The organism is Lentibacter sp., assembly GCF_029254145.1.
Taxonomy (GTDB): domain Bacteria; phylum Pseudomonadota; class Alphaproteobacteria; order Rhodobacterales; family Rhodobacteraceae; genus Lentibacter.
Genome location: NZ_JAQWYD010000022.1, coordinates 16,153 through 42,447, shown reverse-complemented (window position 1 = coordinate 42,447; position 26,295 = coordinate 16,153). Strand labels below are relative to the sequence as shown.

The window sequence follows — 26,295 nt, the reverse complement described above, 5'->3', positions numbered from 1 at the left end:
GCAAGACCTGCAAGTTGTCTGGTTCAAGCGTGATCTGCGGGCCTTTGATAACCGAGCTTTGGCGGCTGCAGCAGCGCGTGGGCCTGTGCTGCCCCTTTATGTGGTGGAGTCAGAGCTTTGGGCGCAGCGGGATATGTCCGCGCGGCAGTGGGAGTTTATTGCTGAAACACTCGTGGAGCTTCGGGAGGATATGGCAAAGCTTGGGCAGGGGCTTGTCGTGCGTCGCGGAACCATGTGTGAGGTTTTGGATAGGATCAGAACAGAGCATGGTCACTTCACGCTTTGGGCGCATGAAGAAACGGGCAATGGCTGGACCTTTGCACGTGACAGGCGCGTTGCTGGATGGTGTCGCGCATCTGGCATGCCGTTTTATGAGTTGAAGAACCACGGTGTCACGCGCGCTATGGCCACACGGAACGGCTGGGCGACCTCATGGGACAGCTTTATGAACGAACCCCTTACAACTGCCCCCAAACTTCAGCCTTTGGCAGGTGTTGATCTTGGACATATCCCGTCATCAAAGGACTTGGGGCTTGCGCCTGACCGCTGCGACGGACGGCAAAGAGGCACACGCCGCGAGGGTCTTGGGATACTCAGTAGTTTTCTGACTGAGCGCGCGCCACCCTATCGTAAAGCTATGTCTTCGCCGCTTGCCGGTGCGCAACATTGCTCGCGTCTCTCGCCGTATCTGGCGTGGGGTGCGCTTTCGATGCGAGAGGTACATCAGGCGAACGAGCATCGGCGTGCTGACATAGCGGTGTTGCCGTCAGTTGACAGGCGCCTAAATGGCGCGCTCAAGGCCTTCTCAGGGCGGCTCCATTGGCACTGTCACTTCATTCAAAAGCTCGAAGATGCGCCCAGGCTTGAGTATGAGAACTTGCATCGTGCTTATGACGGGCTGCGGCCAAAGGCGGCGGATGCGACACGCTTAGGCGCTTTTTCCGAGGGCGAAACAGGTCTGCCTTTTGTGGATGCGTGTATGCGCAGTTTGCGCGCAACAGGCTGGCTCAATTTTCGGATGCGGGCCATGGTGCAGGCTGTTGCGAGTTATTATCTTTGGCTTCCGTGGCAAGAAAGTGGAGCTGTTCTGGCGCGCCTCTTTACAGACTATGAGCCAGGCATTCATTGGAGCCAAGTCCAGATGCAGTCTGGGACAACCGGGATGAACACTGTGCGGATTTATAACCCAGTAAAGCAGGGGTATGATCAAGATCCGACTGGGGCTTTTACACGGCGTTGGCTGCCTGAACTTGTCGATATTGACGATGAGTATTTGCAAGAGCCGTGGCGTGCGCCAAATGCGGCGCAGATTTTGGGGCGGGCTTATCCTGAGCCTGTGGTGGAGCCGGGCGCAGCTTCAAAGGCTGCGCGAGAGGCCGTCTGGGCGGTACGCAAGGGGCCTTCGTTTCGGGAAGAGGCGCAGCGGCTCTTGGTTAAACATGCGTCTCGCAAGCCTGCGCGCGGGCGCGGTAAGAGCGCAAAGAAGGCTATGGACAAGACGCAAATGAGTTTCTCCTTTGGGGGCGATAAAGAATGAAGATGCGTCGCAAGGGGGATCTGCCCCAGAAAATCTGTGCCTGTTGCGGGAAGCCGTTTGACTGGCGAAAAAAATGGGAAAAAGTCTGGGCGGAAGTTCGGTATTGCTCTGAGCGGTGTAAGAGAGAACGCCGTAAGAAATGAGGCGTTGCCTTGACCGCTCGGGGCGCTAGCCTGGCCACAAAAGGGAGAGAATTGATATGAAGCTTTTGCGCGTTGGGCCTGTGGGCCAAGAAAAACCTGCCTGTCTGGATGCGACGGGTGTGATCCGTGATCTAACAGGCGTGACTGCAGATTTTGAAGGTGAGGGAGTATCTCTCGACGCGCTTGAAGCTTTGAAGGGCGTCGATTTGTCAGCACTTCCTGCCGTTGAGGGCAACCCAAGGATTGGTGCGGCTGTTGCGCGGGTCGAAACGTTTTATGCGATCGGCTTGAACTATGCGCAACATGCGGCTGAAGCCGGTATGGAGCCGCCTAAAGAGCCCATTTTGTTTAATAAATCCGCTTCTTGCCTTGCTGGGCCGAATGATGCGCTGACCTTGCCCAAGGGTTCTGAGAAGAGCGACTGGGAAGTTGAACTGGGGGTCGTTATTGGCAAACGTGCGCAGAATGTCAGCGTCGAAGAGGCTCTGAGTTATGTGGCAGGCTACTGTGTGATCAATGACGTGTCAGAGCGTGCCTACCAGATTGAGCGTGGGGGGCAGTGGACGAAGGGCAAGTCGGCTCCTGGCTTTGGACCTGTGGGACCTTATTTGGTCACAGCGGATGAGGTGCCTGATCCGCAGGCGCTTGGGCTAAGGTTGATTCTTAACGGCGAAATGGTGCAGAATAATTTCACTTCAGATATGATTTTTTCGGTTGCTGAAATTATTGCACATATGAGCGAGTTTATGGCGCTTGTGCCGGGTGATGTCATCGCGACCGGGACACCTGAAGGGGTCGGCATGGGTATGAATCCACAGCGCTTCTTGCGCGTGGGCGATGTGATGGAACTTGAAATCGACGGGCTTGGTCGCCAGCGCACCGAAGTGATTTGAAATAAGAAAACTCGGCCCAAAGGGGCCGCGTTTTTACGATCTAAAAATGCGTGGAGTTTATGCGTTGGCTTCACGGATTTTGTTGGCTGCGTCTTTGTCAAACACTACACTGTTGTCTTCAAACAGCGTATCAAGTTCACCTGAGAGCATCATCTCGGTGATGATGTCGCAACCGCCGACAAACTCGCCTTTGACATAGAGTTGTGGAACGGTTGGCCAATCAGAGTAGTCTTTAACGCCTTGGCGAATGGCTTCATCCGCCAGAACGTTTACGTCTTGATAGTCAACGCCCATAAAATTAAGCACGCCCGCGACGCGTGAAGAAAAGCCACATTGCGGCATTTCTTTTGTCCCTTTCATGTAGAGCACAACATCGTTGGATTTGACGGTTTGATCAATCTGGGTTTTTGCATCGGTCATGATTGTCTCGCTTATTCGGGGGCTTTTGTTGTGAGGGCAAGCGCGTGGAGCTCGCCATTGGGACCGTCCATTTTGCCTTGTAGGGCGGCATAGACAGCGCGTTGTTGCTGAACGCGGTTCTTCCCGCGGAAGCTTTCGTCAATGACCATAGCAGACATATGAACACCGTCGCTGCCCGCGACTGTGATCTCCGCATCTGGAAAGGCTGCGCGCAGGATTGTCTCAAGTTCGTCTGCGTGGATCGCCATGTCTTTCTCTCCTTAGGTCGCTTCACAAAAGATGTAAGCTCGATGTCGCTTTTGCGCAAGCGGCTCAGGCAAAGGTTTCCGCGAAGCTGTTGCGGTAAATGTTGCGCAGCTCTTCGAGTGGGGCTGTGATTGCGCCGAACGTTATGTCAGAGCCAGTGAACTTGCCTACCGATGTGATTGGCACACCCGCCCGCATAGCCGCGCCCATGAGGGCTTCTGCTTGATCAAAGTTGCAAGCCACAAGATAGCGCGCCTGATCCTCGCCAAAGAGTTCTTGCGTGTTTTCACTATCGATTTGAACACCAACATTTGAAGCTTCGGCCATTTCGAAAGCCGCCATGGCGAGGCCACCGTCAGAAAGATCAAGGCAGGCTGTGATCCATTCGTGGTGATCGCGGATGAAATCACCGTTGCGCTTTTCGGCTGCAAGATCAACGGCTGGGGCGTCCCCTTCTATGCGGTTGAACACTTCGGCAAGAAGGGCCGATTGGCCAAGGTGGCCTTCAGTATCGCCGATCAGAAGCGCAACATGGCCTTCGCGAGCTTGGCCCAAAATGGCTTGGTCTTCGTGAGCGATGAGGCCTACAGCCGCGATCGTCGGGGTGGGGAGAATGCCTGTCCCGTCTGTTTCATTGTAGAGGCTGACATTGCCTGAAACGATTGGCATATCAAGTGCGAGAACCGCTTCGCCGATCCCTTGGATTGCGCCAACGAATTGGCCCATGATCTCTGGCTTCTCGGGGTTGCCGAAGTTGAGGTTGTCGGTGCTGGCAAGAGGCTTTGCGCCTGAAGCTGTCAAGTTTCGATAGGCTTCAGCTACGGCTTGTTTGCCGCCCTCAACGGGGTTGGCCATAACATAACGAGGTGTGACATCCGAGGTGAAGGCCAGTAGCTTGTCAGTGCCATGAACACGCACAACGCCTGCGCCAAAACCTGGCGTGCGAACTGTATCGGCCATAACCATTGTGTCATATTGCTCATAGATCCATTGCTTGCCTGCGTAGTTTGGCGAGGCGAGAAGAGCCTTGAGGCCATCGACTGGGTCAACCTGCGGCACATCGCTGTTGACGAGCGGTGTTGCAGCAGGTGTCGCAACCCATGGGCGATCATATTCGGGTGCAGACCCTGAGAGTGTGGCGAGAGGCAAGTCTGCTTTGAGCTCGTTGCCGTGCATAATAATGAAGCGGTCTTCAGCAATGGTTTCGCCGACAATGGCAAAATCAAGATCCCACTTTACAAAGACAGCGCGCGCTTCAGCTTCCAGCGCTGGATTGAGAACCATCAACATGCGCTCCTGAGATTCTGACAACATCATCTCATAGGCTGTCATATCTTTTTCGCGTTGTGGCACATCGTTGAGCTGGAGGCGCACACCAAGACCGCCTTTGTCGCCCATTTCAACAGCTGAGCAGGTGAGGCCAGCGGCGCCCATGTCTTGAATTGAGATCACAGCTCCTGTGGCCATCAGCTCGAGAGTTGCCTCCATGAGGCGCTTTTCTGTGAAGGGGTCGCCCACCTGAACAGTCGGGCGTTTTTCCTCAATCGTCTCATCAAACTCGGCTGAGGCCATCGTCGCGCCACCAACACCGTCGCGGCCTGTTTTGGCTCCGAGATAAACAACTGGCATACCGACACCAGAGGCGGCGGAGTAAAAAATCTTGTCTGCATCTGCGAGGCCCGCGGCAAAAGCATTCACTAGGCAGTTGCCGTTATAGGCAGGATCAAAGCGGACTTCGCCGCCCACGGTGGGGACGCCGAAACAGTTGCCGTAGCCACCGATGCCCTCGACGACGCCGTGCACGAGCTGGCGTGTTTTGGGGTGATCTTTTTCGCCAAAACTAAGAGAGTTCATCGCGGCAATAGGGCGGGCGCCCATCGTGAATACGTCTCGCAGGATGCCGCCCACACCTGTGGCTGCGCCTTGGTAGGGTTCGATATAACTCGGGTGGTTATGGCTTTCCATTTTGAAAATCACGGCCCGTCCGTCGCCAATATCAACCACACCTGCGTTTTCTCCTGGACCGCATATGACTTGTGGCCCTTCTGTAGGGAGGGTTCGCAGCCATTTTTTGGAAGACTTGTAAGAACAGTGTTCATTCCACATAGCCGAAAAGATGCCAAGCTCCGTGAAGGTCGGCTCGCGGCCAATGATCTCAAGGATGCGCTCGTATTCGTCAGGCGAAAGGCCATGCGCTTTGATCAGGTCTGGGGTGATGGCGGGCTCGGTCATGGCAGCAATCCTTGCAAGGCAGAGGTATTATTCTTGCGGTTTGTCATAGGCGAAATCCTCAGAATGTAAAAGCTGAAAACATTGTTTTTTGACCAAATCAGAGGCGGCTTTGCGCCGCAGAGCCGCTTGACCTGAGGTTGAATATGGCATTTTGATAGCCTCCACATATCTAGGAGCTGAAATTGATCGAAAATCCCTTTCTGGGCGTGGGCCTGAATGATGTTTCTCTCGCAGAAATTCCGATGCCGAGCGTTGATGCGACGGCGCCTAACAAATTGCTCGAGCGATGCCCCGAGGCTGGTCCAACGCCACTTGTCGCCCTTGGCTCTTTTGCTGGTGCGGGGTTTGTTTTTGTTAAGGACGAACGGGACCGCATGGGGCTTGGGTCATTCAAGGCACTGGGGGCGGCCTATGTGATTGCTTGTGAAGCGGCGGCTGGGCGTGCTGAAGGGCAAACGTTTGTTTGTGCGAGTGCGGGCAATCATGGGCTTTCGGTTGCTGCAGGGGCGCAGGCCTTTAAGGCGAAGGCGGTGATCTATTTGAGCCGCACTGTGCCTGAAGCTTTCGCGGAACGCCTTCGCGCCCGAGGAGCAGAAGTGCGACGTGTGGATGGGAGCTATGAAGAGAGCATGGGGGCTGCAGCCAAAGCGGCTGTTGTGGAAGGCTTTAAGCTTTTGTCTGACAGTTCGTGGCCGGGTTACACCGAATATCCGTTTCGCCTGATGGAAGGATATCTTGCGATGGCAGATGAAGCGGCTGAGGCGATGGCAGAGCCGCCCACTCATATATTCCTGCAAGCAGGTGTTGGAGGCCTGGCGGCCGCCTGCGCTGCATATTTCCGCAAGGTTTGGGGCGATGGCCCAAAGATTATCGTCGTCGAACCAGAGGCTGCGCCTGCGCTAAAAGACTGTATTGCAGCGGGTAAGTTTGTAACAGCTGTAGGACCCGAGTCTTGCATGGGCCGTCTGGATTGCAAAGAAGCCTCTCTGATTGCTTTGAACGGACTGGCGCGCGACGCAAACGCTTTTATGACGATCACTGAGGAAGAGTCCGTGGCCGCACTGCCGCTTTTGGCGGATCTCGGGTTACAAACGACACCTTCTGGCGGCGCGGGACTGGCGGGGCTTATGGGCCTTGCTCCGCTCGGGCCTGAGGCGCGCGTGTTGTGTATTGTGAGCGAAGGACCAGAAGGATGAGACGCGGATTTGATGTAGGTGAATTCAAGGCGCGCGTAAAAGCGGCGCAACTCGCCATGGCGCGCCACGAGCTTGCCGCGATTTTGCTGACAACAGAGCCTGAAGTGCGCTATTTTACTGGCTTCCAAACGCGATTTTGGGAGAGCCCAAGCCGACCTTGGTTTGTCATTATTCCTCAAAGCGGCGACCCAATTGCTGTTATCCCGTCGATTGGTGAAGCTTTGATGAGGCGCACTTGGGTGAGTGATATTCGAACATGGAGCGCGCCTGATCCGATTGATGACGGGGTTTCTCTATTGACTGAAGCGCTTTGGGAAATTGCGAGTGGCGGTAAGATTGGCGTGCCGTCCGGTATGGAAAGTCACTTGCGAATGCCGCTCGCCGACTTTGGCCGCTTGCAGGCAGCCGGGCTCGTGTTTGGCGATGATGCGGGCATAATTGCGCAGCTACGCGCTGTAAAGACTGAAGCCGAGATTGAGAAAATTGCGAAAGCTTGCAGTATTGCGGGCCGCGCCTTTGACCGTGTTGGAGAAGTCGCACGCCAAGGTGCGAAGCTTGACAGTGTGTTCCGTGGTTTCCAGGGACTTTTGCTGGAGGAGGGGGCTGATTGGGTTCCTTATCTTGCGGGCGGTGCAGGACCGACGGGCTATAGCGATGTGATCTCGCCTGCGGGGCCGCAACCCTTAGCGATGGGAGATGTGCTCATGCTTGATACAGGGGCTGTTTGGGATGGTTACTTCTGCGATTTTGACCGTAATTTTTCAATAGGAGTGCCTGCACGCAGATCGGCCGCATCTTGGAGTCAGTTGCTGGAAGCCGCGCTCGCTGGATTTGAGGCGGCAAAACCGGGCGCGGAAGCTGCGGATGTGTGGCGTGCGATGGCATCTGTCGTTGGCACGGGGGAAACGGCTGGACGGCTGGGACACGGACTTGGAATGCAGTTGACAGAGGGGCTGTCCTTGACCGCTCGTGATCATACGGTGCTGGAAGCAGGGATGGTGATCACACTTGAGCCAGGGATTGAGACGGGCGACGGAATGATGCTGGTGCATGAGGAAAACATCGTGATCCGTGAAGGTGGCGCTCAAATCTTGTCACCCTGGGCAAGTGGAGCGATGCCTGTTCTTTAGGCAAAAAAAGGCCGAGCGCAAAGCTCGGCCGAAGTCCAACAGGGAGGTATGAAAGCGATAAATCATCGCTGTCAGAAGTGGATTTAGGCCTCACGCCTGTTTCGATCAAGGTAAAAAATGCCGCAGGTGCAGCATGGCCGATATGCGTCTTATGCATGGCTTGCCCAAATTTTACTCAAGCTGCTGATTTTTAACCTGTTTACGATATGCGGAGATCTCGTCTTGGACAAAATCTCTAAAGGCGCCGATGCGCTTTGAGTGCCGAAGCTCTTCAGGATAGGCGAGGAAAACTGGGATGTCGCCACTGTCAGCTTCTTCTAAGAGCGGAATAAGCTGAGGGAAGTCATTGGCGACGTATTCTGGGAGAACACCGATTCCCAAATTGTTGAGAGTGGCCTGCAGCACGCCAAAGTAGTTGTTGACGGTGAGCAAAGAGTCGATCTCGTAGCTCATCAGGGCGTTTACCATGCTTGCCGCAGCGCCCACTTGTGTCGAGCGCACATTTTGACAAATGAGACGGTGATGAGCCAGATCTTCCATGCGTTTTGGTGCACCACGCAGGTCAAGATATTCTTTCGTCGCAAATAGACGCATCCGAACAGTCATCAGGCGCTTGCGGATAAGATCTGCCTGACTTGGCTCTTTCATGCGGATGGCCACATCAGCTTCTCGCATAGGAAGATCAAGCACGCGTTCTTCAAGCATCAGATCAATCTTCAGGTCTGGATACTTTTCATAGAGTCGCGCAAGGCGCGGTGCGAGCCAAAGCGACCCAAAGCCGATTGTCGTTGTGACGCGCAGCTCGCCAAAGACTTCTTCTTCGCTGTCTTTGATACGCGCTGTGGCCGCATCGAGACGCTTGATCATGGCGCGCGTGGCATCAAAGAGCAGCTCGCCTTGCTCAGTGAGGATCAAACCACGTGCGTGCCTGTGAAACAGTGTTGTGTTTAGGGATTCTTCTAGTCCCCGCATTTGACGGGAGACGGCAGATTGGGACAGATTGAGGGTCTCCCCAGCGTGCGTGAGGCTTCCTGCGTCAGCGACCGCGTGAAATATCCTGAGTTTATCCCAATCCATTTTAAAAACTTTCTGCTCTTTTCTGTCTTGTCTGTGCAAGAATGATATTCACGTAACCGTAACGTAACGAAACTTCGCATGAAACACGAATTTGCATTGATAGGTCAACTTTTATGACCTAACATGAGGGATAACTTGCCTACATTGGCAATATTGTCATGTGTTGGGAGGCGCACGATGAGCAACCAGGAAGTTTCTTTAAGCGACAGGTTTGACCTAACAAAGTCACCTGTTTTGTTGAATGGCACACAAGCGCTTGTCCGTTTGATGCTGACCCAAAAAGAGCGTGATCGTGCAGCTGGGTTTACGACTGCTGGCTATGTAACAGGGTATCGTGGCTCTCCTCTCGGCGCTGTAGATATGCACATGAGCCGCGCCGAAAAAATTCTGTCAGAGAACGATGTAAAGTTTCAGGCGGGCTTGAATGAAGATTTGGCAGCCACTGCGCTATGGGGTAGTCAGCAGGCCGAGCTGCGCGGCGAAGGAAAGTTCGACGGGGTATTTGGCCTTTGGTACGGTAAAGGTCCAGGCGTTGATCGCTCTGGCGATGTATTTCGTCATGCAAATATGGCGGGCACGAGTGCCAAAGGCGGTGTTCTCGTTGCGATGGGCGATGACCACACAGGCGAAAGCTCAACTGTTTTACATCAAAGCGAATGGGCGCTGATTGATGCTTATATGCCGATCGTCTCACCTGCGGGTGTGCAGGAGGTTATCGATTATGGTGTGTATGGTTGGGCGCTGAGCCGTTTTGCGGGCCTCTGGGTCGGGCTTAAGACCATGAAGGATACCATTGAGGCGACCGCAGTCGTTGATGGTGATCCGAACCGTGTCAATCTTGTCTTGCCCGAATTTGATATGCCCCAAGGCGGGCTGAACATTCGTCTTGTCGACACACCGCATGAGCAAGAAGCGCGGATCATTGATTATAAGCGTTTTGCGGCGGAAGCGTTTAGCCATGCCAACAAGATGGATAAGCGCGTCTGGGGCAAAGCTGGTGCGAAGATCGGATTTGTGGCGGCGGGCAAGAACTGGCTTGATCTTTGTCATGCGCTATCGCTGCTTGGGATTGACGAAGCGGAGGCCGAGCGGCTTGGTGTGACAACTTATAAAGTCGGGCAAACCTTCCCCCTTGATATGCGTGGTTTTAGTGACTGGGCCGATGGGCTTGATTTGATTGTTGTCGTAGAAGAAAAGCGTAAATTGATTGAGGTTCAGATCAAAGAAGCTCTGTTTGATGTGCGCAAAGGCCGCCGTGTCTACGGCTGGTATAAGGGCGGGGCAGGCGGCATTCACCGCGAGGAGCTTTTCCCGACACGTGGCGCGCTTGATCCTGTTTGGATTGCCGAGAAGCTCGGTGATATTTTGGTTGAAGAGGGGCGCGGAACCGACGGCGTCAAGGCGGGTTTGGCGAGGATCGCTGAAGCGCGACGCGCGGATAACGCCGAAGATATTGCTGCGCGGCTGCCATATTTTTGCGCGGGTTGCCCGCATAACTCTTCTACGAAAGTTCCCGATGGGAGCCGTGCTTATGCAGGGATTGGCTGTCATTACATGGTTCAATGGATGGACAGAAATACCCTTGGATCAACTCAGATGGGTGGAGAGGGCGCGAACTGGATTGGTGAGGCGCCATTTTCAAACCGTGCACATGTGTTCCAGAACCTAGGCGATGGAACTTATAACCACTCAGGTATTCAGGCGATCCGCGCGGCTCTCGCGGCAGGCACGAATATTACTTACAAAGTACTCTACAATGACGCAGTTGCGATGACGGGTGGTCAGTCAAATGAGGGCGAGCTTGATGCGCCCAAGATTGTAGCCGAGTTGAAAGCAATGGGCGTCAAGGATTTGGCAATTGTTTATGACGACAAAGAAGATGTCGACATGAACTTATTTCCACAAGGCATTGAAATTAAATCCAGAGAGCACTTGATGGAAGTGCAGGAGCGGATGGAGGCTGCAGAGGGTGTCTCGGCGATTGTCTATATTCAAACCTGTGCCGCGGAGAAGCGCCGCCGGAGAAAGCGTGGGCTGTTCCCAGCCCCTGATAAGCGGGTGTTTATCAATACAGATGTTTGTGAAGGCTGTGGCGATTGTGGTGTACAATCTAACTGTGTTGCGATCACACCTGTCGAAACTGAACTTGGCCGAAAGCGAGCCATTGATCAATCGGCATGCAATAAAGATTTTAGCTGCCTAAAGGGCTTTTGCCCTAGTTTTGTGACCCTGGAGGGCGCCACACCCAAGAAAGCGGCAACCGCGACCCTTGAATTGCCCGATATGCCGATGCCTGAACTGCCAACAATTGTTGGCACTCATAATGTTGTCATCACAGGGGTTGGTGGAACAGGGGTTGTAACCATTGGTGCGGTTCTCGCTCAAGCAGCGCAGATTGATGGTAAAGGTGCTGGCATGATGGAGATGGCTGGGCTCGCTCAAAAGGGCGGTGCAGTGCATATTCATTGTCGCATCGCTGAGAAACCGAGTGACATCACTGCGATCCGTGTGGCGACGGGTGAGGCACATGTTCTCATTGGTGGCGATATGGTGGTGAGCGCAGGCGCAAAGACGCTCGGTTTGACGCGCGTGGGACAGACTGGGGCTGTGGTCAACGCACACCAGACAACCACGGGCGACTTTACCCGTGATACTGAATTCAAACTTCCCTTTGATCGCCTTGAGCTGCAGCTCGAAGCGCGCCTCAAGGATCGGCTCAGTCTTTTTGACGCATCTGATCTCGCCAAAGTACTGTTGGGGGATAGTATTTTCTCCAATATGATGGTTTTTGGTGGCGCGTGGCAGCGTGGATTTGTACCTGTTAGCTATGAAGCGATTATGGCTGCCATCGGGCTCAATGGGGCTGCCGTTGAGCGCAATCAGGGGGCCTTTGATTTAGGTCGTTGGGCTGTACTTTATCCGGATCAGGCGCAACGTTTTATAACCTCAGCTGTGAATGATAGGCCGTTATCCTTAAAAGAAAAAATTGATTTTCGTGCGGATAAGTTAGTGGGCTACCAGAATGCGGCTCTGGCTTCACGATACAGAATGTTTATCGACCGTTTTCAGGACGAGCGCCTGAAGGAAGCTGTTGCCAAAGGCTATCATAAACTTTTGGCTTATAAGGATGAATACGAAGTTGCTCGGTTGCTTTTGAGCTCACAGGAGAAAGCGGAGGCTGAGTTTGATGGCGACTTTAAGATGAGTTACCACATGGCTCCACCACTTCTTTCCAAGCTTGGGCACGACGGGCGCCCGCAGAAGCGGCAGTTCGGACCAGGAATGAAACGCTGGCTTAAACTTCTGGCGAAGATGAAGGGTTTGCGCGGCACGTCTTTTGATCTTTTTGGTCGTACTGAAGAGCGCAAAATGGAGCGGTCTTTGATTGCGCAGTACGAGCGGGACATGGGGGAAGTCTTGGAGAAGCTGAGCCCAGAAACTTTTGATATTGCTGTTGCTCTGGCAGAATTGCCGCTCAAAATTCGCGGATTTGGCCCTGTGAAGGCGCAGAACGAAGCCAAGGCTGCCAAGGAAAGAGAAGCGCTCTTGCAGCAGTTGCGCAGCGGTGGGGCGCCACTCTTAAAAGCTGCTGAGTAAGCAGCGTGTCATAGCGTTGTCATAAACACTAGCCAGATTAAAGGTGACGCAGTATGAAGCTGCGTAACCCGTAGTCTGGTGAGTAACAGATGGCCAAACACCCTAGCGCAGCCCGAGAAATTTCATACGCTTATTCCGCTCATACGCGAGGTGGGCGCGCTTTGATCCGCACGATTGAGAATGTTACCGGACGTTTGGGTCTCATAAGGCGCGCGCAAGGTTATGAACTTGACGTTGCCAACGGGCAGGACTTCTGGGACGTGATGGTGGCGCGCTATGGCTTGTCGCTGAACATAGTTGGCGGTGCGCTCGAAAACATACCGCGTGAGGGGCCTCTGATCTTGGTCGCGAACCATCCCTATGGCATTTTGGATGGCCTGATGATGGGGCATATGCTGCGCCATACGCGCGGAGATTTTCGTATTTTGGCCAATTCTGTTTTCAACAAGGCTGAAGATATAAATCGCGTTATTTTACCAATCTCATTTGATGAGACCAAAGAGGCTATGCGACAGAACCTTGAGACGCGCCGTGAGGCCCTGAGCTATCTGGGCGAGGGGGGTGCGATCGGAATATTCCCTGGAGGCACGGTAAGTACAGCGGCAAAGCCCTTTCGCAAGACGCCGCTTGATCCGAGCTGGCGAAACTTTACAGCGCGTATGGTGGCTAAGTCTGGCGCAACTGTTGTACCTGTGTTCTTTGATGGAACGACAAGTCGACTTTTCCAGATTGCCAGTCATATGCACTCTAATTTGCGCATGGGGCTTTTGATTAAAGAGTTCAGTAAACGAGTTGATAGCCTAGTCGATGTTGTGATCGGAGCGCCCATCGATGCTGTCGAACTTAAGGCGCGCGCGAGCGACAGCAAAGCAATGATGGATTTCCTGCGCCAATCGACGTATGAGCTTTCTCCAAGGCCGCTTGCAACGCGTGAGTACGGCCATGAATTTGAAGAGAAACATCGCGCTTGAGGGCGTCACACATGGCTGTTGGTATTTTTGATTCTGGGCTCGGCGGGCTCACTGTTTGGCGGGCGGTGCGCGAGCGCATGCCTGATTTACCCATTCACTATTTAGCGGATTCTGCCCATGCGCCGTATGGGGTGCGTGATGCTGACGATATTCACACCTTGACGAAAGCAGCTGTTGAACGGCTGTGGGCTTCTGGCTGTGATCTTGTCATATTGGCCTGCAATACGGCAAGTGCAGCTGCACTCAGACGGATGCAGGAAGCGGGTGTGCCTGAGGGCAAGCGGGTTCTTGGTGTCTTCGTGCCTCTTATTGAAGCGCTGACAGAGCGTGATTGGGGCGATAATTCTCCACCTAGAGAAGTCGAAGTTAAAAACGTGGCTCTGTTTGCGACGCCTGCAACCGTGTCCAGCCGTGCTTTTCAGCGAGAGTTGGCCTTCCGCGCAGTCGGCGTGGATGTAGAGGCACAGGCTTGTGGCGGTGTGGTCGACGCGATCGAAGATGGCGATATGATCCTGGCTGAAGCTCTTGTGCGCAGTCATGTTGACGCGCTGAAGCGCAAGATGCCTCAGCCTCAAGCAGCAATCCTCGGGTGTACGCACTATCCTTTGGTCGAATCCGTCTTTCAGGATGCTTTGGGTGCAGATGTCCAAGTTTTCAGTCAGCCTGCGCTTGTTGCCGCGAGCCTTGCAGACTATCTGGACCGCCGCCCAGAGATGCGCGGGCCAGGTGAGACCAATATGTTCTTGACCACGGGAGACGCAAAACGCGTTTCCGACCGTGCAACGCAATTTTTGCGACGACAGATCACTTTCGAAGCCGCCTAGTTTGGCTGTGTGATCTCTTAAATACCTCTAACGACTGAAAGTGAGGTCTGTCATGACCCATAAAATCGCAATCCTTGGCGCGTCTGGTTACACAGGTGCTGAGCTTATTCGCCTTTTGGCTGGGCATCCTGCGTATGAAATTGTGGCACTTGGTGCCTATTCAAAAGCGGGTCAACGCATGGCTGAGGTGTTTCCGCATCTGCGCCATTTGAATTTACCTGAGCTCGTGAGCTTTGATCAGATCGATTTTGACAAGATCGATCTGTGCTTCTGCGCATTGCCGCATAAAACGAGTCAGGAAGTCATTCGAGATTTGCCCAAGCACTTGAAAATTGTCGACCTCAGCGCCGATTTCCGTCTTCGGGATCCAGACGCTTATACGCAGTGGTATGGCAACGCTCATGGCGCGGTTGAGATGCAGGGTGAGGCTGTCTATGGTTTGACCGAATTTTATCGCGGCGAGATTGCCAAAGCCCGGCTTGTCGCTGGCACTGGGTGCAACGCTGCGACAGGCCAGTTTGCTTTGCGGCCGCTGATTGCAGCGGGTGTTATTGACCTTGATGAGATCATTATGGACCTGAAGTGTGGTGTGTCAGGAGCAGGGCGGTCGCTGAAAGAAAATTTGCTGCATGCTGAGTTGAGTGAAGGCTATAACGCCTATGCTGTGGGGGGCACCCACCGCCATCTTGGTGAGTTTGATCAAGAGTTTTCCAAGCTCGCTGGACGGGATGTGAAGGTCCAGTTCACACCTCATTTGATGCCTGTAAACCGCGGTATTCTGGCGACAGTCTATGTCAAAGGGGATGCGCAAGAAATACACGCTACGCTTGCAGACGCATATGCGGATGAGCCTTTTTTGCAGGTGCTGCCGTTTGGCGAAACACCTAGCACGCATCATGTGCGTGGCTCCAATTTTTGTCACATAGGTGTCACGGGCGACCGGATCGCGGGCCGTGCAATTGTAATTGCTGTATTGGATAACTTAACAAAAGGTAGCAGCGGGCAGGCCTTGCAGAATGCAAACTTGATGTTAGGTGAAGAAGAGACATCTGGTTTGATGGGCGTCCCCGTCTTTCCTTAAGGGAGCATGGCATGAAAAGTTTGAAGAAAAAGCGGCGGGTTCAAGTTATGGCTTTGGCGGCTGTTTCGCTTGTTGCGGCGACCGCACTCATCGGGTTTGCGATGAAGGACGGGATCAACTATTTTCGTGCGCCCAGCCAGATCGCGGCAAATCCACCGTCGCCGACGGAGACATTTCGTATTGGCGGGCTTGTGGAGGAGGGCAGTCTCACACGCGGTCAAGGTAAGGCTGTGACCTTCAGCGTCACCGATGGTGGCGCCAGTGTAAAGGTAAGCTACACGGGGATTTTGCCTGATCTGTTTGAAGAAAACCAAGGGATGGTTGGCACAGGTAAATTGCAGGACGGCGTGTTTATTGCATCGGAAATTTTGGCAAAGCACGATGAAACCTACATGCCCCGTGAAGTCGTCGACGCCCTAAAAGAGCAGGGTGTCTATCAGGATCCGAACGGTAGCTAAGCACTGTCTTAATTAAGTTTGAACAAGCTCTTCACACCCAGTGTGGAGAGCTTTTTATGTCAAAGACGGTGCGTGATATCGCGAAAGGAATTGTTTTACGCGAGGGCGGCTTCGTGAATGACCCTGATGACTTAGGGGGGGCAACAAACTTTGGTGTCACAATTCATACAATGCGGCGGCTCGGTCTAGATCTTGATGGTGATGGCGATGTTAACATCGAGGATGTAAAGGCGTTGCGGCGCGATCAAGCCGTTGATCTATTTATTGAGCACTATTTTGTTGCGCCTGGCCTTGCGGCACTGCCTGAGCTTTTGCATGCAAGCGTTTTTGATATGTACGTGAATGCTGGTTCAAGCGCTGTAAAAATCCTCCAGAGACTTCTTCGGGATATGGGCTATGTGCTTTCTGTTGATGGGATCGTAGGTCCTCAAACTTTGGCTGCGGCTCATGACGCTGCCTTACGCGCACCCAAAAGTTTTGTTGATGCCTACGGAATTGCGCGCCGAAATTACTACTTTCGCATCGCTGACCGTCGGATTGAGAGTCGTAAATTTGCCCGCACGAGAGCGGGTGGCAAGGGCGGATGGATACGACGAGCCGAGGATTTTATTCGGCCAGAGTTTCACCTGACTGAGGTCGAGTTTCAAGAAAGGACAAAGCAATGGGATTGATCGAGCGCTTTCTGTCACTGATGTTCGGGGACGCGCGCAACGCTCTGTCCCAAACAGCGGAAGTCTTTCGTGAAAATGCGGAGCGGCAAGCGCAGCGCGAGGCTGTGTTGCATTCAGCAGCTTTGGGACAGTTTCAAGACGAGTTTTCTAAGCCGCCTTACAATCGGTTTGATCGCTTTATTGATGGGCTAAATAGGCTTCCCCGCCCTATGTTAGCATTCGGTACGATCGGACTGTTTGTCTCAGCAATGATTGAGCCTGTTTGGTTTGCCAGTCGGATGCAGGGTATTGCGCTTGTTCCACAACCTTTGTGGTGGTTGTTAGGTGCCATCGTTTCGTTTTACTTCGGTGCGCGCCATCAGGTCAAAGGACAGGCCTTTCAACGCGAGATCGCTCAGACATTGGCGCGTGTGCCAGATGTTATGCGCGATCTTGCAGATTTACAGGCGTTAAAGGTAGGCACTGGTCATATGCTATCTGCTGAGCAGCTAGTTTCCGGGGAGGAGGCCAGCGTGCAAGATAAGAACCCAGCTTTGAATGACTGGGACCAAGAGCAAGGCTCTGCAGGGCGCTAACCCGCGACAATGTGATCCGTTGGGGGCGTCGATTCCGATTGGCGAAGCCAGCGGAAATAGCTATCAAGATACTATGGTAGCAGAACTCGGACATTTCGCCCTCATCCTTGGATTTGTTGTCGCCATTTTGGTGACAATCGTGCCGCTCGTTGGTGCATATATGCGCTGGCCCGGGTGGATGAGATTTTCAGAAGCGGGCTCCAATGCGCTGTTTTTACTAACGGTGACATCATTTGGCGCGCTGACTTATGCGTTTGTTGTGTCCGATTTTTCGGTAAAGCTTGTATGGATGAATAGTCATACTGCCAAACCAATGCTCTATAAAATAACGGGCGTCTGGGGAAACCACGAAGGCTCGATGTTGCTTTGGGTTTTGATTGTGACATTGTTTGGCGCCATGGCTTCTTGGTTTGGAAATGGCCTGCCGCCGACACTCAAGGCCCGAATTCTCGCTGTTCAGGCGTCAATCACAACAGCTTTTATGGCATTTGTTCTTTTCACGTCTAATCCGTTTCTGCGGCTTGATCCTGCGCCTTTGAACGGCAAGGATTTGAACCCGCTGTTGCAAGACCCGGGCCTCGCCTTTCATCCTCCATTTCTGTACCTTGGCTATGTCGGCCTCTCAATGGCCTTCAGCTTTGCTGTAGCTGCCCTTATCGAGGGGCGCGTCGATGCTGCTTGGGGGCGTTGGGTGCGCCCTTGGACTTTGGCCGCTTGGATTTTTCTTACAATCGGAATTGGACTCGGCTCATGGTGGGCCTATTACGAACTTGGCTGGGGTGGGTTCTGGTTCTGGGATCCCGTTGAAAACGCCAGCTTTATGCCGTGGCTTTTGGCCGTTGCGTTGCTGCATTCCGCGATTGTGGTTGAGAAGCGTGAAAGCCTTAAGAGCTGGACTATTCTGCTCGCCATTATCGCGTTTAGTTTTTCACTATTGGGCGCGTTTATTACGCGGTCTGGCATTATCACATCAGTCCATGCATTTGCCACCGACCCTGAACGCGGTGTGTTTTTGCTCCTCATTATGGGCGTGTTTACCGGCGGCGCTCTTGTGCTCTATGCTGCGCGCGCGAGTGTGATGGAGGCGAAAGGCGTCTTCGGTATGGTTAGCCGTGAATCCGCTCTTGTGGTGAACAACATCCTGCTTGCCGTATCTGCTTTTATCGTTTTCATCGGGACAATGTGGCCGCTGTTCAGTGAGATGTTCTTTGACCGTAAATTGTCTGTTGGAGAACCTTGGTTCAACGCAGCATTTACGCCAATTATGGTGCTGCTTGGGCTCGTTCTGCCACTTGGCGCAATGCTGCCTTGGAAGAGAGGCAAACTTGGGCGTGTCGCCTTGAAGTTGCGGGTTGGCTTTGTTTTTGCAGTCGCCATTGGGGCTTTGTTTTGGGCCGTACAGACTGGCCGATCATCCCTTGGACCTGTTGGTCTTTTCCTTGGCGCTTGGTTGATTGCTGGGTCTGCCACAGACATTTTGAGCCGCGGACGCAAAGGCGAGGTGCTAAACAGGCTTCGCAATTTACCGCGAGCCGATTGGGGTAAGGCCGTGGCGCATGCTGGTCTTGGCGTCACAATGGCTGGCATCGCTGGTTTGATCGCTTGGGAACAAGAAGATATCCGCGTCCTTAAAAACGGTGAGCAGTTTGACATCGCGGGTTACACCATCGTGTTGAACGGCGTTGAAGAAGTTCAAGGGCCTAACTATCTCTCGACGATGGGAGATGTAACGCTGCTAAATGGCACGCGTGAAATTGCAACGCTGAACCCTGAAAAAAGAGTATATCCAGTCGCCGGGATGCCAACCACAGAAGCCGCAATCGATATTGGGTTTTTCCGCGACGTGTATGTCGTCGTAGGAGATGCACAAGTGGGCGGTGGTTGGGCCTTTAGAACTTACTATAAGCCTTTGGCAAACTGGATTTGGGGCGGTGCGATTTTGATGGCAATTGGCGGAGCGCTAAGCCTGTCAGATCGTCGTTATCGCGTTGCAGCTGGCGCTCGGCGGACGCCCTCGACAACAGTTGGAGTGGCTGCAGAATGAAGTGGCTTAGTTTATTTTTTATACTCTGGGCGCTGCCTGCCTTTGCAGTTCAACCGAATGAGGTTTTGAGCGACCCAAAGCTTGAAGAGCGCGCCCGTGATTTGAGCCAAGGGCTGCGCTGCCTTGTGTGCCGCAACGAGAACATCGACGACAGCAACGCAGAATTGGCACGCGATTTGCGCCTCTTGGTGCGTGAACGTTTGGTCGAGGGCGACACCGATGAAGAAGTGCTTGATTTTGTAGTGAGCCGTTACGGTGAGTATGTCTTGCTCAATCCAACCAAAGGCGGCAGCAACGTCATATTGTACTATGCTGGTCCTGGAATGCTCTTGCTCGCGTTGTTAATCGGCGGGCTTTATTTAAGAACACGCGCGCGAGCGACGCCCGAAGGCAGTAACAGCTTGAGTGATGACGAAACTAAGCGCCTCAAGCAGATTATGGGCGAGTGACGCTTCGTTTCACTTTCCTTAGCTGGCGAAATCGGTTTTGTCTGATACCACTGTAGCGCGAGGGATATCATGGAATTTCAAACTGTTACCTATGAGTTGAATGCAGACGGATACGCGGTCATCGGGCTCAATAGGCCTGACAAGATGAACGCGATGACAGCACAGATGCGTGCTGAAATTCCTGTAGCTTTAGCTGAAGCAATCAAGGCTGGTGCACGCTGTGTTGTTCTTACAGGGCATGGACAGGCGTTCTGTTCGGGCCAAGATTTGGGTGACGGCGGGAACGCTGCCGAAATAGATTTAGAGCGTGTTCTGCGGGATGAGTATAATCCTATGGTACAAAATCTAGTGTCCTCACCTGTGCCTGTGATTGCCGCTGTAAACGGCGCTGCGGCAGGTGCGGGTGCCAATCTCGCTTTGGTTGCGGATGTCGTGATCGCGACCAAGAGTGCGTATTTCATGGAAGCCTTCACGCGTATTGGGCTAATTCCTGATGCGGGTGGCACATACTTTCTGCCGCGGTTGGTTGGGCCTGCTAAAGCTATGGGAGCGGCGTTGTTTGCAGAGAGAATTAGTGCTGAAGACGCTGACAAAATGGGGCTGATCTGGGAGCATGTGGAAGATACAGAGTTTGAGACGCATTGGCGCGCCCGGGCAGCGCATATGGCGCATGGGCCGACAGAGGCCTACCGACGTACCAAGAAGGCGCTGCGTGCGAGTCTTGGTAACAGTCTTGAGGACCAATTGAACCTTGAGGCTCGCGAACAAGGGCGCGCAGGCAAGAGCCGAGACTTTAAAGAGGGTGTGATGGCGTTCCTTGAGAAGCGTAAGGCACACTTCGAGGGCCGTTAAGCGTCTTAAGTTTTGCAGTACGAGAGATCTTGCTCAGAGCGCGCCAAACCTCACTGAAACCGAATATACTATTGGGATTTTAGTAAAAATTGCCCAAAAAAATGGCCCGCTTTTGAGCGGGCCTTTCTCGTATTTTAAGCTTTCCAAGCAGTTGGCCTTAGCTGCGCTTTTCGACGTCTACGTAATTGCGCTCTGTCTCGCCGAGGTAAAGCTGACGCGGGCGACCAATTTTCTGTTGTGGGTCTTCGAACTGTTCTTTCCATTGTGAAATCCAGCCGACTGTGCGCGAAACAGCAAAGATCGGTGTGAACATTGACGTTGGAAAGCCCATCGCTTCGAGAATGATGCCGGAGTAAAAGTCGACATTCGGGAAGAGCTTTTTCTCAACAAAGTACGGATCATTGAGCGCAACTTGCTCAAGTTCTTTTGCGACTTCGAGGATCGGGTTGTTTTCAACGCCGAGCAGTTCAAGGACTTCGTCAGCTGATTGCTTTAGAACCTTGGCGCGTGGATCGGTGTTTTTATAGACGCGATGACCGAAGCCCATAAGGCGGAAGGGGTCGTTCTTGTCTTTAGCACGCGCGATATACTCTGGAATACGGTCTTTCGTTCCGATTTCCTTGAGCATTTCGAGGCAGGCTTGGTTTGCGCCGCCGTGGGCAGGGCCCCATAGGCATGCAATGCCCGCCGCAATACAGGCGAAGGGGTTTGCCGCAGAAGAAGAGGCCAGACGCACTGTTGAGGTTGAGGCGTTTTGCTCATGATCGGCATGGAGTGTGAAGATGCGGTCCATCGCGCGGCTCAGGATCGGGTCTACGTTGTAGTCTTCTGCAGGGACGGCAAAGCACATGTGCAGGAAGTTTGACGCATAATCCAGTTCATTGCGTGGGTACACGAACGGTTGACCGATCGAGTATTTGTAGGCCATGGCCGCAATTGTCGGAAGTTTAGCAATCATACGGATCGAGGCTACTTCGCGCTGCCATTCGTCATTGACGTCAGCACTGTCAGCATAAAAGGCAGACATCGCGCCTACAACGCCCACAAGCGTGGCCATTGGGTGAGCATCACGACGGAAACCACGGAAGAAGTTGTGCATTTGCTCGTGCACCATGGTGTGGCGCGTGACGCGGTTTTCAAAATCTTCGACTTCGGCCGCTGTTGGGAGTTCACCATAGAGCAAGAGGTAGCAGACTTCGAGGTAATGTGACTTCTCAGCGAGCTGATCAATCGGGTAACCGCGGTGCAAAAGCTCTCCTTTTTCACCGTCAATGAACGTGATCGTGCTCTCGCAGGAGGCTGTAGAGGTATAGCCTGGATCATATGTGAAAACACCCGCTTGCGCATAAAGCTTGCGGATGTCGATGACATCGGGCCCAGTGGTGCCTGAGTACATGGGGAGCTCGAAGCTCTGCCCATCAATCGTCAATGTCGCTGTTTTGGTGCTGTCTGTCATCTTGGCCTCATCCTCTGAAGTCTTGAGCGCGGATCGCCCAAGAGTGTCTGTATCTTATCTGGCTATAAAAGCAGTTAACGCCTTTATGCCGCTGCATCCTGAATACGGGCGAGAGTCTCGTCCGGACCAAGAACCAGCATCATGTCGAAGACGCTGGGCGTTGCTGCTCGTCCTGCAAGAGCTGCTCGGAGCGGTGCTGCAAGTTGTCCAAACTTTGTGCCTTTCTCTTCGGCAAAGCCGTTGAGGAGCGCTTCCAAGTTTGCACGTGTCCAGCTAACATTTTGCAGATGCGGCGTCAATTCTTTCAGTATGCCACGGGATACCGTGTCGAGTGTCTTAGCAGCTTTTTCATCGGGAAAGACGGGCCGATCGACCATGATAAAGTGAGCTTTATCAATTAGTTCTCCGTATGTCTTCGCACGCTCTTTTAGCTGTGGCATGGCTGCTTCAAAAAGTGAAATTTTTGAATCTTGGAGGCCGCTTTGTCCTGTGGCTGCCAAAAAAGTCTTAAGTTCATGCAGCAGTGCAGCATTTTCTGTAGCGGCGATGTGCTGTCCGCAGAGATTCTCCAATTTTTTGAAATCGAACCGAGCTGGGGATTTTCCAATACTGGTAAGATCAAACCATTCAAGTGCTTGAGCGTCTGTGAAAAACTCGTCGTCGCCGTGACTCCAGCCAAGGCGGGCGAGGTAGTTGCGCATGCCTGAGGCAGGGTAGCCCATGTGTTGATATTCTTCGACGCCTGTTGCGCCATGACGCTTGGATAGCTTTTTGCCATCAGGGCCAAAGATCAGTGGAATATGGGCATAAACGGGCAGGGGCCAACCCATCGCCTCATAGATCATCATTTGTCGCGCAGCATTGTTGAGATGATCATCGCCGCGGATCACATGTGTGACTCCCATGTCGTGGTCATCCACGACCACAGCAAGCATATAGACTGGCGTGCCATCGGAGCGCAGCAGGATCATGTCATCAAGCTGGCTGTTCTGGATTGTTACATCGCCCTGTACCTGATCTTTGATCACGGTTTGGCCCTCTTTGGGGGCTTTTATGCGGATCACATAGGGCGCGTCAGGGTGTTCGCTTTCTGGTACCTCTCGCCAAGGCGAATGGTAGTGTGTGCTGGAGTTTGTGGCACGGGCGGCCTCACGGAAGGCTTCGATTTCGTCCTGCGTTGCGAAACACTTATAGGCTTTGCACTCGGCGAGGAGCTGATTGGCCACTTCTGCGTGGCGCGCGCCTTGCTCGAACTGGCTCACGGATTCTCCATCATAGTCAAGGCCCAGCCAGTCCATGCCGCGCAGGATAGCCTCGGTGGCCTCCGGTGTTGAGCGGGCGCGGTCGGTGTCTTCGATGCGAAGGAGGAACTTGCCGCCACGGCCGCGGGCATAGAGCCAGTTAAAGAGCGCTGTGCGGGCCGTTCCGATGTGCATGAAGCCCGTGGGCGACGGGGCAATACGGGTGACGACGGGTTTTTCTGAGGGCTGTGACATGGAGAATTAACCTTTCGGTAACCATCAATTGGTTAGGATTTAGGCCTGTCTAACTATCTCCATGGGTAAGAACAAGTGACGTGGCTCAAGGCCTCTTGCGAGCGTGTTTTGCTCGGGCAGCGCGGTGCGCTTTACCCTTGGGCGCCCGTTTTTCTTGCATTCGGGATCAGTCTTTACTTTGCCTTGCCAAACGAGCCACCTCTCGCGGCCTATGCACTGGCTTTAGCGGCAACTGTTGCAGGGAGTGTTCTCCTTTCATTGTATCGCAGCCTCTTTGCTCCTTTGGTTTGGGCCTGTCTCCTTGTCTCCGTCGGGTTTGGATTGGCGGGGGCGCGGGGGGGTTGGGTTTCGGGGCCTGTTTTGGGGTGGCGTTATTATGGACCAGTGGAGGGGCGGATTGTTTTAATCGACCGTTCGGCCAGTGGCGCGCTGCGGCTGACGTTGGATCAGGTAATTCTTGAGTGCTTGCCGCCGAACAAAACGCGAACGCGGGTGCGCGTTGCTTTGCACGGAGCAGAGAGCGCAGTGCCGCAAGCCGGCAGCACAGTTCTGATCACAGCGCATTTGTCTCCCCCTTCAGGGCCTGTTGAACCAAACGGGTTTGATTTCCAGCGCCATGCTTGGTTTCAAGGGCTTGGTGCGATCGGCTACAGCCGCACGCCTCTTATGTTGCTTAAACCCGCGCGCAATACGGCCCTGATCAGTCAGGCCTGATATGCTTTTGCCGATTTCGTTCGCACCAAAATCAAAGGCGAAAACGGTGCTTTTGCCGCGGCAATTATGGCGGGGGACCGCTCGGGCATGTCACAAGAGACGGTCGACGCACTACGCCACACCAATCTGGCGCATCTTTTGGTCATTTCGGGGCTGCATATGGGGCTACTGAGTGGCTTTATCTATGCGGCGATCCGCTACGGGCTTGTACTCAGTCCGAGCTTGCGCCACCGTCTCCCCATCCGAAAAACAGCGGCCTTGGGCGCGCTTGTGGTTTCGTTTTTCTATCTGCTCCTCTCGGGCGGCTCTGTTGCGACAGAGCGTGCTTTCATTATGGCGATGGTGGCACTTGGAGCGGTATTCTTCGAGCGCCGTGTGATCAGCTTGCGCTCCGTTGCAACGGCGGCGCTGATTGTTCTTTTGTGGCAGCCAGAGGCGCTGCTCGGCCCCGGGTTTCAGATGTCATTTGCCGCGACAACGGCGCTTGTCGCTGTGTTTGCCGCCCTTCGGGACCACAATATATCTCTCGGCCCGAAATGGCTGCGCCCGTTTTCTACGTTGTTTGTCACGTCCTTTGTGGCGGGCTTGGCTACGGCGCCTGTCGCGGCAGCGCATTTTAACCACTTCGCGCACTATGGTCTTTTGGCCAATTTGCTGGCGGTGCCCTTGATGGGCGCAGTGGTGATCCCTGCCGGGGTGATTGCGCTAATGCTTTGGCGGCTTGGGCTCTCGACGCTGGGCTTTTTTGTTATGGAGCTTGGCATTTCGTGGATCCTCACCGTTGCAGGCTTCTTTGCTGCACTTGACGGTGCGCGTGGCACTGTTGTTGCGCCTGATCCTTATGTTCTGGCTATGATGATGCTGGGTGCATTGGGCGTGGCCCTCTGGCGGGGGACAGCCCGGCTAATTGGTGTTCTCCCGATGCTTGTGGCTGCCGGGTTTTGGTCGCAGACAACACGGCCTGATGTCTTGATCTCAGATACGGGTAAGCTTGTCGGGGTGATGACTGAGGCGGGACGGGTTCTCAGTGTCAAGTCGGGCAGTGGGTTTGTGGCGCGCGGCTGGCTAGAGAATGATGGTGATATGCGCTCGCAGGAAGCGGCGGCAAAACTCTGGGAGGAGGCTTCGTCTGTGGCGGCATATCCGCTTCTTCATGCCCGCGGAAAGGCTTCTGTTGTGGCGGCAGATTGCGCAGCGGGGCACATCCTTGTCGTAGCTGGTATGCTTGAGCGCGAACTGCCTTGTCTTGTCTTTGATGAGAGGCGGCTCAGGGAGACAGGCGCTGTGGCGCTTTATTTTGTGGGGGATGAGCTCAAAATGAAAACGGCCCGCGAGAGCACGGGCCGAAGACTTTGGAATACGCGGTGGGAGCGTCAGTAAGTGCGGATCAGCCCGACAAGGCGGCCCTGTACTTTGACTTGGTCCTCAGGGAAGACGCGCGTTTCATAGGCCGGGTTTGCGGCTTCCAAAGCGATCGCGTTGCCACGGCGGAAGAAGCGCTTGAGCGTGGCTTCCTGATCTTCGATGAGCGCAACGACAATATCGCCGTTTTCGGCTGTCTGGCTTTCGCGGATGACGACAACATCACCATTATTGATGCCGGCCTCGATCATGGAGTCGCCTTTGACTTCAAGGGCGTAGTGTTCTCCGCCGTCGCGCATCATGCTGGTGGGCACGGCCACGTTGTAGGAGACTTCGCTAATTGCAGCGATGGGCACACCTGCCGCGATACGACCCATCACAGGCACTTCCTGTGCAGAGACATGGCCCACGGACATGGCGCTTGCGGGGCGAGGGCCATCGGGCCTGTCGCCCTCAATCACCTTAGGAGTGAAGCCGCCTGACTTGCCTGCCATGCTGTCGGGGAGTTTGACAATCTCAATGGCGCGGGCACGGTGCGCAAGGCGGCGGATAAAGCCGCGTTCTTCAAGTGCTGTGATGAGGCGGTGGATGCCAGACTTGGAGCGCAGATCAAGGGCCTCTTTCATCTCGTCAAAGCTGGGTGGTACGCCGTCGCGTTGCACCCTTTTGTTGATAAAATCGAGCAGATCGAGCTGTTTCTTGGTGAGCATCCGCTGGCCCTCTTATGAGTTAAACTTATTTTTGTTCTACTCATGTTCTCTTTTTGTGTCAACTGTTCTGTTTTTGAGCGGCACAACGAGAACACCAAAGCCTTAAAGCTGCGCCCCGCAATATTAATGAGGCCTAAAACGGCTGATTCTAGGGGGGTGAT

General features: G+C 53.8%; 24 protein-coding genes. 17 read left to right on the top strand and 7 right to left on the bottom strand.

Annotation, left to right across the window (positions count from 1 at the left end; all coding sequences use genetic code 11):
* From P8O11_RS02720 to P8O11_RS02710, 3 genes are all read left to right on the top strand, one after another.
* On the top strand, window positions 1-1,537 hold a 1,537-nt coding region (locus P8O11_RS02720; RefSeq protein WP_367186824.1), incomplete at its 5' end, for a deoxyribodipyrimidine photo-lyase/cryptochrome family protein.
* Window positions 1,534-1,680 (top strand): DUF2256 domain-containing protein, encoded by a 147-nt coding sequence (locus tag P8O11_RS02715; protein ID WP_300291380.1) that lies wholly within the window; start codon window positions 1,534-1,536, stop codon window positions 1,678-1,680. The genes P8O11_RS02720 and P8O11_RS02715, both read left to right, overlap by 4 nt.
* 56 nt (window positions 1,681-1,736) lie before the next feature.
* Window positions 1,737-2,573, top strand: a complete 837-nt coding sequence (locus P8O11_RS02710) for a fumarylacetoacetate hydrolase family protein (protein ID WP_300291378.1) — start codon at window positions 1,737-1,739, stop codon at window positions 2,571-2,573.
* 57 nt (window positions 2,574-2,630) lie between these two features.
* On the opposite strand, the gene grxD is transcribed toward P8O11_RS02710, so the two are convergent.
* The 3 genes from grxD to purL all read right to left on the bottom strand — a co-directional run bounded on the left by grxD (window position 2,631) and on the right by purL (window position 5,471).
* Complete coding sequence (grxD, locus tag P8O11_RS02705) at window positions 2,631-2,993, bottom strand: Grx4 family monothiol glutaredoxin (protein WP_300291376.1); 363 nt, start codon at window positions 2,991-2,993, stop codon at window positions 2,631-2,633.
* Between the two features lie 11 nt (window positions 2,994-3,004).
* The gene (locus tag P8O11_RS02700) at window positions 3,005-3,241 is read right to left on the bottom strand and encodes a BolA/IbaG family iron-sulfur metabolism protein (RefSeq protein WP_273515347.1); all 237 of its coding nucleotides are present in this window, start codon (window positions 3,239-3,241) and stop codon (window positions 3,005-3,007) included.
* Window positions 3,242-3,305: 64 nt separating this feature from the next.
* Window positions 3,306-5,471: a phosphoribosylformylglycinamidine synthase subunit PurL gene (gene purL / locus P8O11_RS02695; protein WP_300291372.1), complete on the bottom strand. Its 2,166-nt coding sequence runs from the start codon at window positions 5,469-5,471 to the stop codon at window positions 3,306-3,308.
* Window positions 5,472-5,647: 176 nt separating this feature from the next.
* Here purL and P8O11_RS02690 point away from each other — a divergent pair, with 176 nt between their 5' ends.
* A complete protein-coding gene (locus P8O11_RS02690; protein WP_300291384.1) occupies window positions 5,648-6,667 on the top strand; it encodes a pyridoxal-phosphate dependent enzyme in 1,020 nt (339 codons plus the stop codon).
* Window positions 6,664-7,797, top strand: coding sequence for a Xaa-Pro peptidase family protein (locus tag P8O11_RS02685; protein ID WP_300291370.1), 1,134 nt, complete (start codon window positions 6,664-6,666; stop codon window positions 7,795-7,797). The genes P8O11_RS02690 and P8O11_RS02685 overlap by 4 nt, the downstream gene beginning before the upstream one ends.
* 171 nt (window positions 7,798-7,968) lie before the next feature.
* Here the strand turns inward: P8O11_RS02685 and P8O11_RS02680 are convergent, their stop codons facing one another.
* Complete coding sequence (locus tag P8O11_RS02680; protein ID WP_300291368.1) at window positions 7,969-8,874, bottom strand: LysR family transcriptional regulator; 906 nt, start codon at window positions 8,872-8,874, stop codon at window positions 7,969-7,971.
* 177 nt (window positions 8,875-9,051) lie between these two features.
* Here P8O11_RS02680 and P8O11_RS02675 point away from each other — a divergent pair, with 177 nt between their 5' ends.
* The 10 genes from P8O11_RS02675 to P8O11_RS02630 all read left to right on the top strand — a co-directional run bounded on the left by P8O11_RS02675 (window position 9,052) and on the right by P8O11_RS02630 (window position 20,396).
* Window positions 9,052-12,471: an indolepyruvate ferredoxin oxidoreductase family protein gene (locus tag P8O11_RS02675; RefSeq protein ID WP_300291366.1), complete on the top strand. Its 3,420-nt coding sequence runs from the start codon at window positions 9,052-9,054 to the stop codon at window positions 12,469-12,471.
* An 89-nt stretch (window positions 12,472-12,560) separates the two neighbouring features.
* Window positions 12,561-13,442: a lysophospholipid acyltransferase family protein gene (locus tag P8O11_RS02670; RefSeq protein WP_300291364.1), complete on the top strand. Its 882-nt coding sequence runs from the start codon at window positions 12,561-12,563 to the stop codon at window positions 13,440-13,442.
* Between the two features lie 11 nt (window positions 13,443-13,453).
* The gene (locus tag P8O11_RS02665) at window positions 13,454-14,266 is read left to right on the top strand and encodes a glutamate racemase (protein WP_300291362.1); all 813 of its coding nucleotides are present in this window, start codon (window positions 13,454-13,456) and stop codon (window positions 14,264-14,266) included.
* 52 nt (window positions 14,267-14,318) lie between these two features.
* A complete protein-coding gene (gene argC / locus P8O11_RS02660) occupies window positions 14,319-15,347 on the top strand; it encodes an N-acetyl-gamma-glutamyl-phosphate reductase (protein ID WP_300291360.1) in 1,029 nt (342 codons plus the stop codon).
* A gap of 11 nt (window positions 15,348-15,358) precedes the next feature.
* Window positions 15,359-15,805: a cytochrome c maturation protein CcmE gene (ccmE, locus tag P8O11_RS02655; RefSeq protein ID WP_300291358.1), complete on the top strand. Its 447-nt coding sequence runs from the start codon at window positions 15,359-15,361 to the stop codon at window positions 15,803-15,805.
* A gap of 56 nt (window positions 15,806-15,861) precedes the next feature.
* Window positions 15,862-16,476, top strand: a complete 615-nt coding sequence (locus tag P8O11_RS02650; RefSeq protein WP_300291356.1) for a holin-associated N-acetylmuramidase — start codon at window positions 15,862-15,864, stop codon at window positions 16,474-16,476.
* Complete coding sequence (locus tag P8O11_RS02645) at window positions 16,467-17,051, top strand: holin family protein (protein WP_300291353.1); 585 nt, start codon at window positions 16,467-16,469, stop codon at window positions 17,049-17,051. The genes P8O11_RS02650 and P8O11_RS02645 overlap by 10 nt, the downstream gene beginning before the upstream one ends.
* Window positions 17,052-17,124: 73 nt before the next feature.
* A complete protein-coding gene (locus P8O11_RS02640; protein ID WP_300291351.1) occupies window positions 17,125-19,095 on the top strand; it encodes a heme lyase CcmF/NrfE family subunit in 1,971 nt (656 codons plus the stop codon).
* A complete protein-coding gene (locus P8O11_RS02635) occupies window positions 19,092-19,544 on the top strand; it encodes a cytochrome c-type biogenesis protein (RefSeq protein WP_300291349.1) in 453 nt (150 codons plus the stop codon). Before P8O11_RS02640 ends, P8O11_RS02635 begins: the two co-directional genes overlap by 4 nt.
* A gap of 69 nt (window positions 19,545-19,613) precedes the next feature.
* Window positions 19,614-20,396, top strand: a complete 783-nt coding sequence (locus P8O11_RS02630) for an enoyl-CoA hydratase-related protein (RefSeq protein ID WP_300291347.1) — start codon at window positions 19,614-19,616, stop codon at window positions 20,394-20,396.
* A gap of 157 nt (window positions 20,397-20,553) precedes the next feature.
* Here the strand turns inward: P8O11_RS02630 and P8O11_RS02625 are convergent, their stop codons facing one another.
* The gene (locus tag P8O11_RS02625; RefSeq protein ID WP_300291345.1) at window positions 20,554-21,852 is read right to left on the bottom strand and encodes a citrate synthase; all 1,299 of its coding nucleotides are present in this window, start codon (window positions 21,850-21,852) and stop codon (window positions 20,554-20,556) included.
* 83 nt (window positions 21,853-21,935) lie between these two features.
* The gene (gene gltX / locus P8O11_RS02620; protein WP_300291343.1) at window positions 21,936-23,348 is read right to left on the bottom strand and encodes a glutamate--tRNA ligase; all 1,413 of its coding nucleotides are present in this window, start codon (window positions 23,346-23,348) and stop codon (window positions 21,936-21,938) included.
* Window positions 23,349-23,423: 75 nt separating this feature from the next.
* Between gltX and P8O11_RS13760 the strand changes: the two genes are divergently transcribed.
* Together P8O11_RS13760 and P8O11_RS02615 are read left to right on the top strand one after the other, a co-directional pair.
* Entirely contained in the window at window positions 23,424-24,062 is a 639-nt protein-coding gene (locus P8O11_RS13760) for a DUF4131 domain-containing protein (RefSeq protein WP_367186823.1), read from the top strand.
* Window positions 24,063-24,128: 66 nt separating this feature from the next.
* Entirely contained in the window at window positions 24,129-25,442 is a 1,314-nt protein-coding gene (locus P8O11_RS02615; RefSeq protein ID WP_367186822.1) for a ComEC/Rec2 family competence protein, read from the top strand.
* Here the strand turns inward: P8O11_RS02615 and lexA are convergent.
* A complete protein-coding gene (gene lexA / locus P8O11_RS02610; protein ID WP_300291340.1) occupies window positions 25,436-26,134 on the bottom strand; it encodes a transcriptional repressor LexA in 699 nt (232 codons plus the stop codon). The two genes, P8O11_RS02615 and lexA, sit on opposite strands and share 7 nt — an antisense overlap.
* Between the last annotated feature and the right edge of the window lie 161 nt (window positions 26,135-26,295).